17 protein-coding genes and 1 tRNA gene are annotated in these 15,501 nt (G+C 55.5%); 6 read left to right on the top strand and 12 right to left on the bottom strand.

Annotated features, from left to right (window positions below):
• Window positions 1-59: 59 nt before the first annotated feature.
• The 3 genes from twy1 (at window position 60) to OSC37_RS03840 (ending at window position 1,736) form a co-directional block, all read left to right on the top strand.
• Entirely contained in the window at window positions 60-1,034 is a 975-nt protein-coding gene (twy1, locus tag OSC37_RS03850) for a 4-demethylwyosine synthase TYW1 (RefSeq protein ID WP_267163287.1), read from the top strand.
• A 51-nt stretch (window positions 1,035-1,085) separates the two neighbouring features.
• Entirely contained in the window at window positions 1,086-1,601 is a 516-nt protein-coding gene (locus OSC37_RS03845) for a peptidylprolyl isomerase (protein WP_267163286.1), read from the top strand.
• A 50-nt stretch (window positions 1,602-1,651) separates the two neighbouring features.
• Window positions 1,652-1,736, top strand: a tRNA-Leu gene (locus OSC37_RS03840).
• A 419-nt stretch (window positions 1,737-2,155) separates the two neighbouring features.
• On the opposite strand, the gene OSC37_RS03835 is transcribed toward OSC37_RS03840, so the two are convergent.
• The 5 genes from OSC37_RS03835 to OSC37_RS03815 all read right to left on the bottom strand — a co-directional run bounded on the left by OSC37_RS03835 (window position 2,156) and on the right by OSC37_RS03815 (window position 8,939).
• On the bottom strand, window positions 2,156-3,505 hold the full coding sequence (locus OSC37_RS03835) for an ABC transporter ATP-binding protein (RefSeq protein ID WP_368409531.1): 1,350 nt from the start codon (window positions 3,503-3,505) through the stop codon (window positions 2,156-2,158).
• Window positions 3,498-4,559: an ABC transporter ATP-binding protein gene (locus OSC37_RS03830; protein ID WP_267163285.1), complete on the bottom strand. Its 1,062-nt coding sequence runs from the start codon at window positions 4,557-4,559 to the stop codon at window positions 3,498-3,500. Before OSC37_RS03830 ends, OSC37_RS03835 begins: the two co-directional genes overlap by 8 nt.
• A 3-nt stretch (window positions 4,560-4,562) precedes the next feature.
• On the bottom strand, window positions 4,563-5,807 hold the full coding sequence (locus OSC37_RS03825; RefSeq protein WP_267163284.1) for an ABC transporter permease: 1,245 nt from the start codon (window positions 5,805-5,807) through the stop codon (window positions 4,563-4,565).
• A 20-nt stretch (window positions 5,808-5,827) separates the two neighbouring features.
• The gene (locus OSC37_RS03820; protein ID WP_267163283.1) at window positions 5,828-6,805 is read right to left on the bottom strand and encodes an ABC transporter permease; all 978 of its coding nucleotides are present in this window, start codon (window positions 6,803-6,805) and stop codon (window positions 5,828-5,830) included.
• Between the two features lie 190 nt (window positions 6,806-6,995).
• Entirely contained in the window at window positions 6,996-8,939 is a 1,944-nt protein-coding gene (locus OSC37_RS03815) for an ABC transporter substrate-binding protein (protein ID WP_267163282.1), read from the bottom strand.
• Window positions 8,940-9,196: 257 nt separating this feature from the next.
• Here OSC37_RS03815 and OSC37_RS03810 point away from each other — a divergent pair, with 257 nt between their 5' ends.
• Window positions 9,197-9,697, top strand: coding sequence for a DUF5813 family protein (locus OSC37_RS03810; RefSeq protein ID WP_267163281.1), 501 nt, complete (start codon window positions 9,197-9,199; stop codon window positions 9,695-9,697).
• Between the two features lie 13 nt (window positions 9,698-9,710).
• On the opposite strand, the gene OSC37_RS03805 is transcribed toward OSC37_RS03810, so the two are convergent.
• Both OSC37_RS03805 and OSC37_RS03800 read right to left on the bottom strand, forming a co-directional pair.
• Window positions 9,711-9,941, bottom strand: coding sequence for an Lrp/AsnC ligand binding domain-containing protein (locus tag OSC37_RS03805; protein WP_267163280.1), 231 nt, complete (start codon window positions 9,939-9,941; stop codon window positions 9,711-9,713).
• 2 nt (window positions 9,942-9,943) lie between these two features.
• Complete coding sequence (locus OSC37_RS03800) at window positions 9,944-10,627, bottom strand: potassium channel family protein (protein ID WP_267163279.1); 684 nt, start codon at window positions 10,625-10,627, stop codon at window positions 9,944-9,946.
• Between the two features lie 110 nt (window positions 10,628-10,737).
• Here OSC37_RS03800 and OSC37_RS03795 point away from each other — a divergent pair, with 110 nt between their 5' ends.
• Window positions 10,738-10,968, top strand: a complete 231-nt coding sequence (locus tag OSC37_RS03795; RefSeq protein ID WP_267163278.1) for an Lrp/AsnC ligand binding domain-containing protein — start codon at window positions 10,738-10,740, stop codon at window positions 10,966-10,968.
• Between the two features lie 139 nt (window positions 10,969-11,107).
• On the opposite strand, the gene OSC37_RS03790 is transcribed toward OSC37_RS03795, so the two are convergent.
• The 4 genes from OSC37_RS03790 to OSC37_RS03775 all read right to left on the bottom strand — a co-directional run bounded on the left by OSC37_RS03790 (window position 11,108) and on the right by OSC37_RS03775 (window position 14,745).
• Window positions 11,108-11,638: a DUF5815 family protein gene (locus OSC37_RS03790; protein ID WP_267163277.1), complete on the bottom strand. Its 531-nt coding sequence runs from the start codon at window positions 11,636-11,638 to the stop codon at window positions 11,108-11,110.
• Between the two features lie 2 nt (window positions 11,639-11,640).
• Window positions 11,641-12,051 (bottom strand): DUF7124 domain-containing protein, encoded by a 411-nt coding sequence (locus OSC37_RS03785; protein WP_267163276.1) that lies wholly within the window; start codon window positions 12,049-12,051, stop codon window positions 11,641-11,643.
• Between the two features lie 48 nt (window positions 12,052-12,099).
• Window positions 12,100-13,344 (bottom strand): NAD(P)/FAD-dependent oxidoreductase, encoded by a 1,245-nt coding sequence (locus OSC37_RS03780; protein WP_267163275.1) that lies wholly within the window; start codon window positions 13,342-13,344, stop codon window positions 12,100-12,102.
• Window positions 13,345-13,428: 84 nt separating this feature from the next.
• Entirely contained in the window at window positions 13,429-14,745 is a 1,317-nt protein-coding gene (locus OSC37_RS03775) for an NAD(P)/FAD-dependent oxidoreductase (protein WP_267163274.1), read from the bottom strand.
• Between the two features lie 112 nt (window positions 14,746-14,857).
• On the opposite strand from OSC37_RS03775, the gene OSC37_RS03770 reads away from it, so the two are divergent.
• Window positions 14,858-15,025: a hypothetical protein gene (locus tag OSC37_RS03770; protein ID WP_267163273.1), complete on the top strand. Its 168-nt coding sequence runs from the start codon at window positions 14,858-14,860 to the stop codon at window positions 15,023-15,025.
• Between the two features lie 65 nt (window positions 15,026-15,090).
• Here the strand turns inward: OSC37_RS03770 and OSC37_RS03765 are convergent, their stop codons facing one another.
• Entirely contained in the window at window positions 15,091-15,501 is a 411-nt protein-coding gene (locus OSC37_RS03765) for a hypothetical protein (protein ID WP_267163272.1), read from the bottom strand.

Raw genomic sequence — 15,501 nt, 5'->3', positions numbered from 1 at the left:
TACATCGATTCCACGGCGGAGAGGAACGTTTTAGCGTATGGAGGTGTCTTGTGAAACCAATGAGCGACTCTGAGGGTGGCCCGAAACAGGTAGACGATCCGAGCTACCACAATGATAATCATACTGCCGTCCAGACCTGCGGGTGGACGAAAAACGCCCTCCGCGGCGAGGGAAAGTGCTACAAGAATATTTTCTACGGCATCGAATCACACCGCTGTGTCCAGATGACACCGGTCGTCAAATGTAACGAACGATGTGTGTTCTGCTGGCGCGACCACGCCGGGCACGCCTACGAACTCGGCGACGTGGAGTGGGACGACCCCGCTGCCGTGGCCGAGGCCTCTATCGAGCTCCAGACGAAGCTGCTCTCTGGCTTTGGCGGCAACGAGGAGGTTCCTCGCGAGCGCTTCGACGAAGCGATGGAGCCACGCCACGTTGCTATCTCGCTGGACGGCGAACCGACGCTGTACCCACACCTCCCGGAACTTATCGAGGAGTTCCACGACCGCGACATCACGACCTTCCTCGTCTCGAACGGCACCAAACCCGACGTACTGGCCGAGTGTGACCCCACACAGCTGTATGTCTCGGTCGACGCCGCTGACAGGAAGACCTTCGACCAGACGGTTAAAGCCGTCGACGACGACGCATGGGATCGACTCATCGAGACCCTCGACGTGCTGGCCGAGAAAGACGAGACACGGACGGTAATCCGAACGACGCTCACCGACGGCCACAACATGCACCACCCCGAGTGGTACGCGGCGATGTGTACCCGTGCGCGGGCTGATTTTATCGAGCTGAAGGCGTACATGCACGTCGGTCACTCTCGGGGGCGTCTTGACCGAGACTCGATGCCCGACCACGAGGATGTCGTCGCCTTCGCCGAGGAGATGCAGGAGTACCTGCCACACGACGAGCTCAAGCAGGTCCCGGCCTCTCGTGTCGCAATGTTGGCCCGCGACGGCGACACCTGGGTTCCGAAGCTGAAAAAATCCAGTGAGTTCTGGGAACGGGACCCGCTCGCGCAGTGACCGCCGGCCAACAATCGGCACGTCTTTCTGTCGGGCAACCCTCCTTTTGGTATGAGCGAACTCAGTGCAACGCTGCACACATCTGAAGGCGACATCGAAATCGACCTCTTTGACGAGCGAGCATCCAACACTGTCGAGAACTTCGTCGGCCTTGCGACCGGCGAGAAGGAGTGGGAACACCCCGAGACCGGCGACCCTGTCGACGGTCCGCTCTACGACGATGTGGAGTTCCACCGCGTCATTGAGGACTTCATGCTCCAGACCGGGGACCCGACCGGCACTGGCCGAGGCGGCCCGGGCTACACCTTCGACGACGAGTTCCACCCCGAACTGCGCCACGATGGGGCCGGCACGGTCTCGATGGCGAATCGCGGCCCGGACACGAACGGCTCGCAGTTTTTCATCACACTCGACGCACAGCCACATCTCGACGACAAGCACGCGGTCTTCGGTGAGGTCACTGACGGGATGGACGTCGTCGAAGCAATCGGCAACGCAGACACCGACGGCAGCGACGAGCCGACCTCTACGATTCTCCTCGAATCCGTCGAGATTCACGGCAACTAGTCGACGGTCTTCGTAACCCCTTTTTGATTGCCTGAGCGAGAAGAACATGCGCGAGGGTGGCTGAGCTAGGCCAAAGGCGGCGGGCTTAAGACCCGCTCCCGTAGGGGTCCCTGGGTTCGAATCCCAGCCCTCGCATAGCGAGACCCGAACGAAGTGAAGGACTCAACAAGGCGAGCGGCGAAGCCGCGAGCCGTTTCGCGCTGCGAACAGGGTGAGCCGTGAGTATTCTGCGGCAAACAAATCTTGAGCCGCAACTGCAGCTCTTGGGATTCGAACTACGGTGGACGCAGCGCGAACAGAGTGAGCGACCGTCCGGCATCGAGTGAGAACCCCAGCCCTCGCATAGCGAGAGACGAGTGGAACGAGTCTCTCGGACTCCGAACGGCGAACGGAGTGAGCCGTGAGTATTTTGTCCCGAACGAAGTGAGGCCTCGACAAGCGAGCGGCGTAGCCGCAAACTGTTTCTCACGGTGAACAGCGAGTTACACAAGTTGCGAGTTCTTCTCGAAAAAGCAGTGTGCAGCGGCTTTTTTGATATTAAGCGTTCGCCTTCGTCAGTCGTTAGTAGTGGCGGCGTTCATCGGGCTCTGTTCTTCATCGTTGAGCAGACATGCCGATGTGTGAGTATCGCTATGGCTAACCTCCGCTGGGTCGGTTTCTTCACACGGTGTCGTGAACGTTTCAGTGAGCTGTTGCGCTGCCCTCTCGAAGTCATCGTCAGCGAGGGCTTCTGTCGCCTCTGCCAGTGTTGATTCGGCGTCGGGGTCGTCGAGCTTCTGTGGGAGATTAAACTCCTTGCGGATTTCAGAGGTAATTGCGTCGTCGGCTGAGACAGCACCTTTGTCCTCCTGTCGTGTTACATTCTCACGAAGTGTGTCGAGTTCGATTGCTCCGGCCTGGATGCGATCACGGAAGTTGAGGAGTCGCCGCCATACTTGTTGATCGAGATCCCACCTATCGGGTTGGATAACCCGGTGGCAGCGCGTATGGAACTTACAACCCGATGGTGGGTTCGATGGGTCGGGTACTGTTCCTTCAAGTTTAATCCCTTTCTGACTGGTTCTGGGGTCTGGTGTTGGGATTGCTGAGATGAGCGCTTCCGTATATGGATGTTTCGGGTTGTTGAAAATTGTCTCTGTCTGGCCAAGCTCTACAATCTCCCCAAGATACATGACTGCTACACGGTCACAGACTTCCCGGATAACCGACATATCGTGGCTAATGAACAGCATCGAAAGGTTGAATTCCTCCTGTATATCTTTAAGGAGCGAGAGAATTTCCGCCTTAATCGAGACATCGAGCGCACTCACTGGCTCGTCAGCAACAATAAAATCTGGGTTCAAAACGAGAGCCCGCGCGAGAGCAATGCGCTGTTTTTGCCCACCCGAGAACTCGTGGGGATATCGGTCGTAATCTTCGGCCGAAAGCCCAACACGTTCGAGTAGGTCCTCCACGATTGCTCGCCGCCGTTGTTTGTCATCCATCCCGTGGACGAGCAACATCTCCGCGACGGAGCCTCCGACAGTCATCCGAGGATCGAAGCTTGAAGATGGATCTTGGAAGATCATCTGGGCCCCACGCCGGAACCGCTTGAGATCTCTTTTATCAAACGTGGTAACGTCGTTGGATCTCGGTTCCGTGTCCGAGTGGCTCGAAGTGGACGCCCACTCACCACCATTGAAGATGACACTGCCATCGGTCGGTTCCTCAAGACGGACTAACGATGTTGCGACAGTCGACTTTCCACAACCGGATTCCCCGACCAAGCCGAGTGTCTCACCGGGGTAGATGTCGAAGCTAACGCCATCAACTGCTTTTGCAAAGCCAACACTCCGGTTGAGTGCCCCGCCTTTCATCTTATAGTGTTTCTTGAGGTTCCGTACTGAGATAATCGGATCAGTCACCTCCCGTCACCCCCGTCTGGTCGGGATCGCTCCTGCCGTCTCCCTGCTCAAGATCGGGATCTCTGACGACGGAGGAGTCATATCCGTTCTGATAGTATATACAGGAGACGCTGTGCTCTGTTCCAATTGCAATATCTTCTGGCTGTTCGCCGACCTGACAGTCTTCGACCGCATGCTCACACCGGGATGCAAATCGGCAGCCGTCAGGCTGGTTATGTGGGTCCGGTAGGGTTCCAGGGATGCCGCCCCCACTGTTACCCTGGCCCGGGATACACTTCATCAGTGCCTGTGTGTAGGGATGTGCTGGTGTCTCGAAGATATCGAACACGTCACCCCGTTCCATAACCTTTCCAGAGTACATCACAATGACCTTGTCAGCAATCTCGGCAACGACTCCGAGATCGTGTGTCACGAAAAGAATAGACATCCCAAACTCTTCTTGAATATCGTCTATTAAGCGGAGTATCTGCGCTTGAATCGTCACATCTAGCGCCGTCGTCGGTTCGTCCGCAATGAGTAGCGTTGGACTCGTTACCAGTGCCATCGCAATCATCGCACGCTGTTTCTGACCGCCCGAAAACTCGTGGGGGTAATCGTCGATACGAGAGGAGGCATTCGCAATCCCAGCGCGGTCAAGCAGATCGACTGCTTTTGATCTGGCTTCGCTGTCACTGATATTGTTGTCGTGTATCTTAAGTGCCTCAGCAATCTGCCAGCCAACGCTGTAACAGTGATTCATCGCCTCCTGTGGATTCTGGAAGATGTGTGCTATTTCTTCGCCACGTATCTCTCGCAGCCGTTCGCTATTCATCGAAAGCAGGTCCTCTCCACGGTATCGGGCTGTTCCCTCAACATAGCCAGGCGGCTGTTCGACCAACCCGGTTATCGATTCGGTTGCGACCGTTTTTCCGGAGCCCGACTCACCAACGATGCAAACGGTTTCACCTTCTTCGACTGTGAAATCGATGCCATCGACTGCAGTTAGTTTTCCCTCGTCTGTGCGAAATTTTGTGGTCAGGTTTTCGACTTCAAGTAGTGGTGTCTCTGTGGTCATGAACTATAGTTGTCCTCCAGTTTGTTCGCTTTCGGATTCTGCTTCTGCCTCAGGATTCAACGCATCAAGGAGGGCGTCCCCGACAAAATTGAACGCCAATATGGTAATAAACAGAACGAGACCTCCGGACAGCGTGATCCAAGGTGCATAGCTGAGTGAACTAAATCCGCTGTCAATGAGACCGCCCCAGCTTGTTGCACTTGGGCCGAGATCAAGGAACGACAACTGTGCCTCAGCTAGCAGGAATCCCGGGATTGCCAGAGTTAAGTCTGTTATAATTGAACTTGCCGTGTTTGGAACGATGTGGCGTCTCACAACGCGATATTTGCTCGCTCCACTTATTCTAGTGGCTTTCACGAACTCTTCTTCAGTGACAGATAGCGCCTTGCTTCGAGAGTACCGAGCGAGACCTCCCCAGCTGAATACTGCAAAAATAAGCAGAAACACACCGAGACTTGTCCCGAAAATATAGGTTAAGAGGATAAGGAAAATCAGTGTCGGGAATGAGAGAACAATATCAGTAAAGCGCATTAGAATCTCGTCAACCCAACCGCCTGCGTACGCGCTTACCGTCCCAATTGAAACGCCAATTAATGCCACTAATAACGTCGTAATAAACGCAATTTTAATCGACACAGTGGTACCGTGGACGATTATCGCAAACACGTCCTTTCCGCCTTTTGTCGACCCCAAGGCGTGTTCCCATGTTCCTTGGCACATTCCGTCAACAACATCACCCTTACAGTTATTTATATTCAACATTGAAACTTCAGAAAAAACTGGTGGCTGGTAGCCGTACAGGATATCCTGTTTGGGCTTGTTAACGAAGAAGGGGCCAACTGTTCCGCCAATGAAGACGATTCCGAGCCAGATCAGGCTCACCATCGCTGGCCGGTTTCGCTTAAACTCAGTCCAGTAGTACTTCGTCATACGGGGGTTCTGGTACAACGGGAATACCATGTACCAGACAAACAGAAGTAATGTAACGAAAAACAGATAGTCGATGCTCCCTGGGTCCCAGTCCATTCCAAGCGATTCGAACATACTTGAAAGGCCCAGATCGCTTCCGAGCTTTTCGAACGTGCTTTCGAACTCGCCTACTCTGAAGAAATCATAGAGAAACAACCCAACGATAGGTGCCAACGAAACGAACAACAGCTTCGTATTTATTGACAAAGACAATCGTGATGTCTGATCATTTATCTCACTCCAGTCAACTTCGTCAAACCGCTCGTGTTCTTTTGACATTGTTGTGATCACCCTCTGGGTTAGTCTCTATCGTCGTAACTGATTCGTGGGTCCAATACTCTAAATACGATATCTTCTATCAGGTTCCCCATAACTGCAATAAATGTAAAGACGAGCGTTGTTCCTAACACAAGACTCGTGTCTTCTGCAACGACAGAACTAAACAAAAGTCGCCCAAGGCCTGGAATCGAGAAGACAACCTCAACCAGCACTGACGCTCCTGTGAATAGAGCGAGAAGGCGAGATACCATACTGGTCGACAGCGGGACCATAGTCGGTCGCAACACATGGTACGCCCAGGCACGTACAGGCGACACACCCTTTGCTTTAGCTGTTTTCATAAAGTCGCTGTTCATGAACTCAGCTGATTCGTTACGAGATACTCGCATGATTCCGCCGATTGATCCAGTAACCAGTGTTATAACAGGTAGCACCAACTGTCTCGCGTTTTCGAAGCTAAACACTGGGACAGTCGTGTCGTAGGTGATCGGAACCCAGCCGAGCCACACTCCAAAGAACAAAAGCAAGAGTATCCCGAAGAAGAAATTCGGGATAGCGAACCCGAAGAACGCATAGAATGTCGCTAAGTGGTCCTTCCAACTGTACATTCTTGAAGCTGAGTACAGTCCGAGAGCGGGGCCAATAGTTATCGTAAGCAGTGTCCACGGAATCGAATACTGCGCTGTGTAGTACAATCCTTCGAGAACAGCCTCCGTGACCGGCTGGCTGCGGGACTGTGACCAGCCCCAATCCAGCGTATATATGTTTTTGATGAAGTCCCACCACTGGACATACAGCGGGTCATTTAGACCACGTCGCTCTTTCACCAGCTCTGCTGCCGCTTCTGGGTCGCCGCCTTGGAGTGCTGCACTCCGCGCAGCCTCCTGGATATTTGGATTTGGCGAGAGACGAAGGAAAATAAACGCAAGCGTAACGATTACCATCGATACAAAGACTGCGTACAGCGTCCGAGCTGCGACGTATCGCTTGAAACTCATCGAATACTCACCGTTGTGTTGTTGTGATGTATGTTACTCATTGGTTTGCTGCTTTTTAATTTGTGATTATAAAGCTTATGTCTAGACTCAGATTAATCCAACCGACTTGTCAGTACTCATTCTTATCATTGAAATGAATGCTACGAGCAGGTTAGATGCTATGTCTGAGTTTGGCTTCTACCCTGTCGCGTTACTTCTTATAGTATGCCGGGAAGTCCCAACCGCTGTTAAAGGACTCAATCGGCCCTTCGAGGTTCGCTGGGTACCCATACAGGTCGTCACTGAACGTCCGCATGATGTACGGCTGGTCACGGTTGAGACCAACAAAGATCTCGTTGAGCGCCGACTGGAGTTCTTCCTCGCTTGTAGCCTGCTGTGCCTGATCGAACAGCCCGCTGAGGTCAAACTCAGGGTAATAGCCGACAGGGTTATAGAAGGATGTCGCACCGTTTCCGAAGAAAACGCTATTGGTGAGGGGATTCCGCGGGTACGTGTTCAGCCCGTAGATAACAGACATATCCCAGGACTCTTTGGAAGTGACGCTCCGTGGGCCAGGGTTGTTCTGGTTCGGGGCCGTCCACTCGACTTCTTCGCCTTGGATGGTATCTGTTCCACCTTCTGGCTCGGCGCTCCAATAGTCGTTGGCAAACTTCGTCGCGTCGAGAGGCTCTGGCTCTAGCTTGATACCAAGATTGTCACTGAGCTCTTGTCTGTAAAAGTCAGTTTTCAGTTCCTGGGTGGAACTGGAGGAATTGTATTTAACGTCCAGAACAACTTGGTTTCCTTCTGGGGTGACCATCTGGTCGCCGTCGAACGCATAGTCGAATTCAGAGCGCTCGAATGCCTGTTGCGCACGTTCTCGTGCGACATCTGCACCGTAAAGGTCACCAACACCGTATTTCTCAATGTTGTCTTCGCCAGGATAGAACCGTGAGAACCTTGGCTGCCACGTGTGGTGCTCTTTCGCCAACCCGTACAGAACTCCTTCGATTACTTCCTGCTTGTTGATCGCCATATTCAACGCCTGCCGGAACTCCTTATACCGGAACAGGTTACCGGGCCCAGATTGCCAGCCGTTATCCCGCTGATTGACCGAGATAATTGTGTTGTATGGGGATGGCTGCTGGAGGGCCTGAATTCCCTCTTTTTGCTGGAACTCCTCGAAACGCTCTGGCTCAAGCTCGACCTCATCGACCTCACCAGCTTCGAGCGCAGCGAGGCGTGAGCTCTTTTCGGGGATAACCTCGACTGCGGCACTCTCGAAGTACGGTGCATTGCCGAACTTATCTGCGACATCGTCGGCATCTCGGAGGTAGTATTCGTCGTTACGAGAGTATCGGGTACCCGCATCACGCTGCCACTCGTCGAGTGTATACGGGCCTAAGTTGCCCGTGTACTGCAACTCTAACAGTTCCTCGTCCTCTTGGAGGCCTTTATCATCTTGTTCTTGGACGTACGGCTCGACAAGCCCTTTCGGAACTGGCCTGAGAGATGGAGTATACGACTCGGGCCAGAGAAGATCTCCCTCTGGAAGCTCTGCCTGAAACTGATATTCGCTGACAAGCTCAACGTTTATATCCGACCAGTCCGGGCTCGGTCCGGTCGTAGCCCAGTCCTGCTGGTGAAGCTCCTGAATCTGATAGACCCAGTCTTCAGCAGTACAGGAACCGTATGGCTCACTGAATTTCAGGTTCTCACGAATGTCGATTACCCAGACGTTTCCGCCGTCTTCGGTCGTAATCTCCTTGTAGTGGTTCCCAAACAGCTCGTTGTTGTTGTCAAACGTATACGGGACTGGCAGGGCGTAGCTGATTGCACTGCCAGCATTCGCTGAAGTATTATACAGCGGATTTAGCGTCTGAAAACCCTCTCCTTCGACACCGACATATTCACCAGAGACTTCTGGCAGTTCATCACCCACGTCACTACCTTCATCGCTGTCGTCGGTGTACGCGTCACCATCGTCCTCACCGTCACCGCTGGAGGCGGGCGTAGCGGTTGCGTCCTCTCCGTCTTCGCCGTCTTCGCCGTCTTCGCCGTCTTCGCCGTCTTCGCCGTCACTGCCGCCAAGACAACCAGCTAGCCCGGCTGTCCCACCGATGCCGAGCATTGCTAGCCACTGACGTCGACTCATACCTTGCTTTCGATTATTGCTAGACCGTCGCATACACACTCAAAATCAGATGAAGGGTAAAAAAGCTTGTGTACATCCATTATATATAAATCACTAATAATCTGAGGACATATGCGGACTTGCCTGGATCTACACGGTGTTCTCGATACTAAAACAGATTTTGTATATACTTTTATATACGGCCATCCAGTCACTTCTCCGAACTGACCCACTGATTGTCCGTACTCTTTTGAGAGTCCGACCCTTTCAGTACGGTGATGACAGACACAGAGAACTCGCCAGCGGTCCGGGCGCTTTCCAGCCACGACGCATTCGAGCGAGCAGGAGATGAATTCCGTCTCCTGACTGTCGTATTCGACACCGCTGTGGCTGTCGAACACCATGCAAGTGATAAACAGTACACCGTCCGCGTTAAGGCCCCGACTATCCAGGGTGCAACGGAGGATCACGTAGGTGACACGGTGGAAACAGACTGGCTCGAAACGTTCGAACGGCGGCTTGCCGACGCGCCGAGTGCGACACGAACAGCTGTTGAGATAGACGACATGACCGTTGAGGACCGCGGAAAGACTGTTTCGGTCCGATACCAATTTTCGTGTGCAGAGCCCGATTTAGGGGCCACCCTTTCGAAAACCTTCGCCGAATTCGTCGAGGGGACGTACGCCGAGGGGATCATTCCTGGATACGACTACACGCCGCCGGTGTCAGAGCTACTTTCGGACGCGAGCCAGGGAGAGACTGGCGGAACACCGCTGTAGTGACCCGTTGCAGTTAGTCCATCGCGATGTAGGTCTGTGTGGTGCTCACACCGTCAATCGACTGGATTTCGGTGGCCGCGATATCTTTCACTGCGGCTGGCGACTCGACGTCGGTAACAGCGATGAGGTCGACGTCGCCAGCGACGATATGAGCGCGCTCTAGGCCCTCGATTGCCTCGATGTCAGTTTTCAGCCTGTCCGCTTCGCCAGTGTGAGCTTTGACCATGATGTACGCTTTGACCATGTTCATACACCTCCAACTGCCGTCTGTTCGTCCTCTCCGACGATGAGGCTCCGAACGTCGTCCATCTTTGCTGAATCCGAAAGGACGATGAGCTGTGTCCCAGTATCGAGCGTGTCGTCCGATGTCGGCGGCCGGAGCGGCTCGTCATTCGTGCCGATAGCCAACAGCTTGGCCCGGCCTGGGAGCTCAAGTTCTGAGAGGGAGTATCCCCGCATCGGAGCGGAGTCGTTGATCGTGAACTCGACGAGCTGCAGGTTCTGCTCGATGTCGGCAATCGCACGGATATTGCCGCCGACAAGTGCATTTTTCGCGACGATTGCACCGAGGCGCTCAGGATAGATCACCTCGTCAACCTCGTCAACGTAGGTCCGGTAGATGTCTTCCCTGTAGTCCTCGTCGATGCGCATTACGGTTCGGCAGCCGTGATGGTTGGCTATCGTACACGCGGCGAAGTTCGTGTTGAGATCTCCGGTCAGGCCACCGAGTGCATCGGCCTGTTCAATGCCGGCCTGTTCGAGCGTGTCTTCTACCGCACCATCCCCTGCGACGACCTCAAAGCCGTCCTCTCTGGCACGCTCTCTCATCTCGTCGCCTTTTTCGACAACGACGACATCGTGGCCGCTCTCGCGGATTGCACGGGCGGTTCGGAGGCCCACGCGCCCTGCGCCAACAATGACAAACAGCATATTCCTCTTTACGATGACCGGGGGAATAAAGGTATCCACCGTGGCAGACCGGAAACGATAGCCGCCACGGGGAATATTTTTAATAGTAGGCACCACATTTTTACTTTAGGATGGTACGGGCTTTTATTACGATAAAGACGACAGCCGGAAAGTCAGCCGACCTACTGGAGATTATTCAGGAGATGAACGCTGTCATCGAAGCGCACGTCGTTGCTGGCCGATACGACATCATCGTCGAGGCAGAAGGTGATGAAGTATACGAGGTCATCCACGCAGTCGCAACTGATCTCAACGAGCTCGATGGTGTTGACGACACGCGGACGTATATCTGTCTCGAATAACACACCGGCTGTTTCATAGCGTTTGTTGCGAGCCTTTCTCGGTATGGTAAAATAGGACATTCGCTACACAGCGTGAAACACCGGTATGTGTTACGTGGGTGCGAAAATTACCGCAACAAACAGTATCAGACCCCACCAGTCACACGGCGGAGTCGTGTTCGCTCTCGAACTCACGCTCGTCGCGGTAGAGGTCGACGAACGTTTCCAGGTCGAACTCGGCCATGTACTGCTCGAATTCGGCCGCGATGGTGTCGTCATCAGCATGACTGATAGCGTGGTCCATTAGCTCGAGTAACAGCTCGACGACAACTCCGTGGAGGCGACGCGAGTCGAAAGAGGTGACCCACACCAAGGAATACCCCACGCTTCCCTCGGTCGAGCAGTCGGCACTGGCAACTTTCTCGGGGAACTCTTCGCCGACCATCGCCATCGCGTGGGGCATGCCGAACTCCTCGAAGTCGTCCTCGGTCGTCACTGTCTCTCTGAGCGTGTCGACGAGGAACTCGGGGACGAACCTGGCCAGCGGGTGGACGTCGGTTACGATGGCGTGTGTCTCGCCACAGGAGCAGCGAAACTCCCGCATCCCGAGGTCGAAGTCGGTCGGCTCGACAGTCTCGCCACAAGGGAGTTCGAGTCCATCGCTCTCGCCCGGCACTCCAGGTTCCGGCATCGTCAGGGCCAGTCGTCGTGTCCGTCGTCTTCGACTTCTGTCGTCGCCTCCTCGAGTGAGAGCTGCCAGTCGGCAGCCTGTGCCGCGGCCTCGACACCAACGTACTCCCACTCGGTCTCGTTTGCCAGCTGTTCGTCCTCGTCGGCCGTCCCAACGAATACGTGTCTGTCGCTGTCGAACTGGGCTTTGATGTTGTTCAGACTCTCCTCGCGCGTTCGCGGTCCGGAGAAGAAGTCCTGTCTGATGCGGTGTTTTCTGGTGAAGTTCGTCACGACGTAGGTTGGCTTCTCCGAGATGACGCCGACGTACTCGGTCCACTGGCGCGCGTCGGTGAATACGGTGTCCGGGTTCCGGAGTTGCTTGAGTGCCTCCAGCTCGAACGCGAGAGTCATGTCGCTGTTTCCGCCGTTCATATGTCCAAACTCAGGGCACCTATTAAAAAAAGGGCGTCGGTCCGTCGTCTAGTTGGCCTCGACAGCGCCTTCAAGATGGTCGAGGTCAACGTCTTCCTCGAGAAGGAGCTCTTTCTTGCCTGCGACCTCCCACTCCTCGCGGATGAGCTTCTTGTAGGTGGACTGCTGGGAAAGGTCGCCGATAAGGACACCACCGACCAGCTTGCCGTCTTTGAACGCCAGCCGCCGCCATTCGTTCTCGTTGTATTTGCGCTCTGCCTCGTCGTCGCCGATGGTCGGGTGACCGAACGAGAGGAAGGGGAAATCGAAATGGGTAATCGAGTACGTCGGAACCCACCGGAAGATCTCCTCATTGGCGTCCTCAACCATGTTCTCTGCGGCGACGGTTCCCTGCTCTTTTGCCGAGCCCCAGGCACCGTTCTGTGTGCGTTCGCCGAGGATGACGTCGTGGAACTGCGTGATATCGCCTGCGGCATAGATGTCTTCGACGCCGGTCTGCATGTGTTCATCGACGATGACACCGTCGTCACACTCGACGCCCGAGCCCTGGAGCCACTCCGTGTTGAAGTTCAGGCCGATCGCAACTCCTGCCCAGTCACAGTCGTACCGGTCGCCATCGGGGGTGATTGCCGCTTCGACGTGCCCGTCGTCGTCGACTTCGAAGCGGTCGACGCCTGCGTCGAACACCGGAGTAATGCCGATCTCTTCGAGTGCTTCGTGCATAATTTCCGCGCCGTCGAGCGAGAGCCCGTAGCGCCACCACCGATTTCCGCGCATGATGTAGTGGGCGTCAAGTCCCTGCGCGCCAGAGATTGCCGCCAGGTCGATACCGAGCAGACCAGCACCGACGATGACGCCCTCTCCTGCGTCCTCGACGTTTTCCCGAATATCTCGGGCGTCCTGGAACGTCCAGAAGTGATTGATACCATCGGCGTCGGAGTTCTCGACCGGGAGCTGGGCCGGCGTTCCGCCCGTCGCAATGAGGAGCTTGTCGTACTCGTAGACCTCGCCCTCGTGTGTCTCGACGGTGTGTGCATCGGCATTGACGTTGACGATGTAGGTGTTCAGCTCCAGGTCGATGTCCCGCTCGTCGTACCACTCCGGCTCGTGAATCGAGATGGGGGCCTCGGGGAGTTTTCCTTTGGCGTACTCTTTGATGAGAATGCGGTTGTACAGCGCTTCGCCTTCGTCCGTGAGGACGGTAATCTCCGCGTCTGGGTCCTTCTCACGGATGGTCTCGGCGGCCGAGCTACCGGCAATCCCATCGCCGACGATGACGTGCGACGTGCTCATATGCCTGAGATTACGGGTCGGGGTTAATGTGGATTGCTATATCTTGCTTATCAATCGTGATGATAATCACGAGAACGTGAACAGCTACTGACCGTCTGCGATGCGGTCGGCACACTCAAATCCGGCGACGATACCGCCGTTGAGCGACCGTTCCGGATACTGGGCCCGACTCGCCATTCCCGCGTAGTAGACGCCATCGGCGACCGCGTCTCCGAGGTCGTAGGGAACGACCATATCGAGGTAACCGCGCTCGTAAATCGGTGCTGTCCGGGGATTCCGTGCGGTCTGGACCCAGTTGACCATCTCGCGGTCGAAGTCGGGAAACAGCTCTGCGATGCCGTCGAGCCACTGCGCTTCGATTTCGTCGTCGTCGTTCGCCCACAGCGCTGTATCCAGGTCCTGGATGTACTTTGCCACGTAGAGGAGGTGTTCGCCGCCGTACCGCTCCGGGGGGACAAAGTTGGTGTGTTCGATGAGCGCGCCGAACGGCGACTCATCTGCGATATTGAGCCAGTACGTATCCATCAGCGGCTCGGAGAGGCTGATGACCGAGCAGATAGTCCCTTGGAACTCGATATCACACTCGTAGCCGGTCAATCCTTCGAGCACATTCGGCATCGCTGCGACGACGACGTCCTCGACCTCGTGGCTTTCGGCACCGTCGTCGCGGCACTCTGTTTCCAGTCCGGCCACTGCGCCGTTGGTCACGTCGAGGTCAGTCACCCGAGTCCCGGTCTGGATGTTCTCCCGGCCGACGCTGTCGACGAGCGCATCGAGCAGCGTCCCGAAGCCGCCCTGCAGGTAGCCCAGCACCTCGCCGCGGAGGATGTCACGCTCCCCGCGAAACTTCACGCGTCCCAGGAGCCACGCCGCGCTGACGTCGGTCCAGCGGTCGCCGAACTTCGCCTCAAGCAACGGTCTGAAAAAGCGCTCGAAACAGCCCTCCGAGGTGTGGTCGAGGATGAACTCCTTGACCGGAATGTCTTCGAAATCCTCCAGCCGTTCGTATGTGTCGAACGATGGAATTCCCCCGCGAACGTCGATATCGAGGACGAGCATCCCCAGTCGGAACTTGTCGTACAGCGAGAGGTGTGGATAGGCGAGAATCTCCCACGGTTTGTCCATCGGATGGGACACGCCGTCGACGTAGTAGGCATCCGAGCCGTAGCGCCACTCTAACTCGCCTCCCAGTCCCAGTTCCTCGATAAGTTCGACGATAGTCTCCTCGGATTTCGAGAGGTGGTGATAGAACTTCTCGATTGGGTCGCCCGCGGTCTCATAGACTGCAGCGAGTCCGCCGACCTGGTCACTCGCCTCGAAGACCCGAACCTCGTGGCCGTGCTCCTGGAGCCTGTGAGCGGCCGCGAGTCCGGCGATTCCGCCGCCGACGACACCTATCATGGGTGGCAGTTCTGTCCTCTCGTGGATATGTGTTGTGACTTTTTGGAGTGCTCGTATGATACACTAAAAACTACAGTGTAACTCATTTGTTCTGGCTGTTCGAACTCGGGGTATGGTGACGATTCAGGTGAGACGACTGGGTGTGCTCGGTATTTTCGGTGTGTTCGGGATTGTGACGAACCAGCCCGCCCTGTTTGCGCTGTTTGCGCTGTTCGTGCTGTTTGGCGTCGACCGAACGATAACGCTCGAACTCCCGGCGTGGCTCGCGGGCGCTGAGTAATCCAACCCGTCTGTCGCGGCTGCAGTGGCTAAACTGTTCGATGCCTCTGTCGTCGAACTGTTCTCTTATCCGAGCGCCGGCGGTGGGACTTCCTGGCGGAGCTGCTGGAGCTGGTGTTGCTGGTCGGCGATAACGAGGGTCACCTTGTTATCGACTGCGTGAAACTCGTAGGCGTCTGGGTCAGAAATCTGCTGGAGGGCATAGTGTTGTACCGGGATGGGAAATCGCTCTGCGGTCGGTCCCCACAGCCCCAGCTCCAGTGGGTCATCGTTGTCTCTGAGCTCGGTATACAAGGATGCGAACGGCTCGATTCCGTCGATTTCGAGCGTCTCCTCTATCCCGTCGGTCTGTGACTCCTCGATGTCTGCGACGACAATTTCCGCCGAGTCGTCGATGTACTGGTCGAGATACGATTCGAGCGAGTCTGCCTCGATTCCGTCTGGCTCGACGCTGACGTGAAGATTGAACTCGGCCAT

This window comes from Halovenus salina, assembly GCF_026410925.1.
GTDB classification, from domain to species: Archaea; Halobacteriota; Halobacteria; order Halobacteriales; family Haloarculaceae; genus Halovenus; species Halovenus salina.
The sequence above is the reverse complement of the archived record's forward strand: the minus strand, read 5'-3'. Positions and strand labels throughout refer to the sequence as shown.

What these genes read in the sequence shown, in the direction of transcription:
- twy1 (WP_267163287.1), top strand. Translation starts at nt 60, where the DNA reads ATGAGCGACTCTGAGGGTGGCCCGAAACAGGTAGACGATCCGAGCTAC.
- OSC37_RS03785 (WP_267163276.1), bottom strand. Translation starts at nt 12,051, where the DNA reads ATGAACGGCGGAAACAGCGACATGACTCTCGCGTTCGAGCTGGAGGCA.
- OSC37_RS03795 (WP_267163278.1), top strand. Translation starts at nt 10,738, where the DNA reads ATGGTACGGGCTTTTATTACGATAAAGACGACAGCCGGAAAGTCAGCC.
- OSC37_RS03780 (WP_267163275.1), bottom strand. Translation starts at nt 13,344, where the DNA reads ATGAGCACGTCGCACGTCATCGTCGGCGATGGGATTGCCGGTAGCTCG.
- OSC37_RS03805 (WP_267163280.1), bottom strand. Translation starts at nt 9,941, where the DNA reads ATGGTCAAAGCGTACATCATGGTCAAAGCTCACACTGGCGAAGCGGAC.
- OSC37_RS03825 (WP_267163284.1), bottom strand. Translation starts at nt 5,807, where the DNA reads ATGTCAAAAGAACACGAGCGGTTTGACGAAGTTGACTGGAGTGAGATA.
- OSC37_RS03790 (WP_267163277.1), bottom strand. Translation starts at nt 11,638, where the DNA reads ATGCCGGAACCTGGAGTGCCGGGCGAGAGCGATGGACTCGAACTCCCT.
- OSC37_RS03830 (WP_267163285.1), bottom strand. Translation starts at nt 4,559, where the DNA reads ATGACCACAGAGACACCACTACTTGAAGTCGAAAACCTGACCACAAAA.
- OSC37_RS03845 (WP_267163286.1), top strand. Translation starts at nt 1,086, where the DNA reads ATGAGCGAACTCAGTGCAACGCTGCACACATCTGAAGGCGACATCGAA.
- OSC37_RS03775 (WP_267163274.1), bottom strand. Translation starts at nt 14,745, where the DNA reads ATGATAGGTGTCGTCGGCGGCGGAATCGCCGGACTCGCGGCCGCTCAC.
- OSC37_RS03820 (WP_267163283.1), bottom strand. Translation starts at nt 6,805, where the DNA reads ATGAGTTTCAAGCGATACGTCGCAGCTCGGACGCTGTACGCAGTCTTT.
- OSC37_RS03800 (WP_267163279.1), bottom strand. Translation starts at nt 10,627, where the DNA reads ATGCTGTTTGTCATTGTTGGCGCAGGGCGCGTGGGCCTCCGAACCGCC.
- OSC37_RS03770 (WP_267163273.1), top strand. Translation starts at nt 14,858, where the DNA reads ATGGTGACGATTCAGGTGAGACGACTGGGTGTGCTCGGTATTTTCGGT.
- OSC37_RS03765 (WP_267163272.1), bottom strand. Translation starts at nt 15,501, where the DNA reads ATGGCCGAGTTCAATCTTCACGTCAGCGTCGAGCCAGACGGAATCGAG.
- OSC37_RS03810 (WP_267163281.1), top strand. Translation starts at nt 9,197, where the DNA reads ATGACAGACACAGAGAACTCGCCAGCGGTCCGGGCGCTTTCCAGCCAC.
- OSC37_RS03815 (WP_267163282.1), bottom strand. Translation starts at nt 8,939, where the DNA reads ATGAGTCGACGTCAGTGGCTAGCAATGCTCGGCATCGGTGGGACAGCC.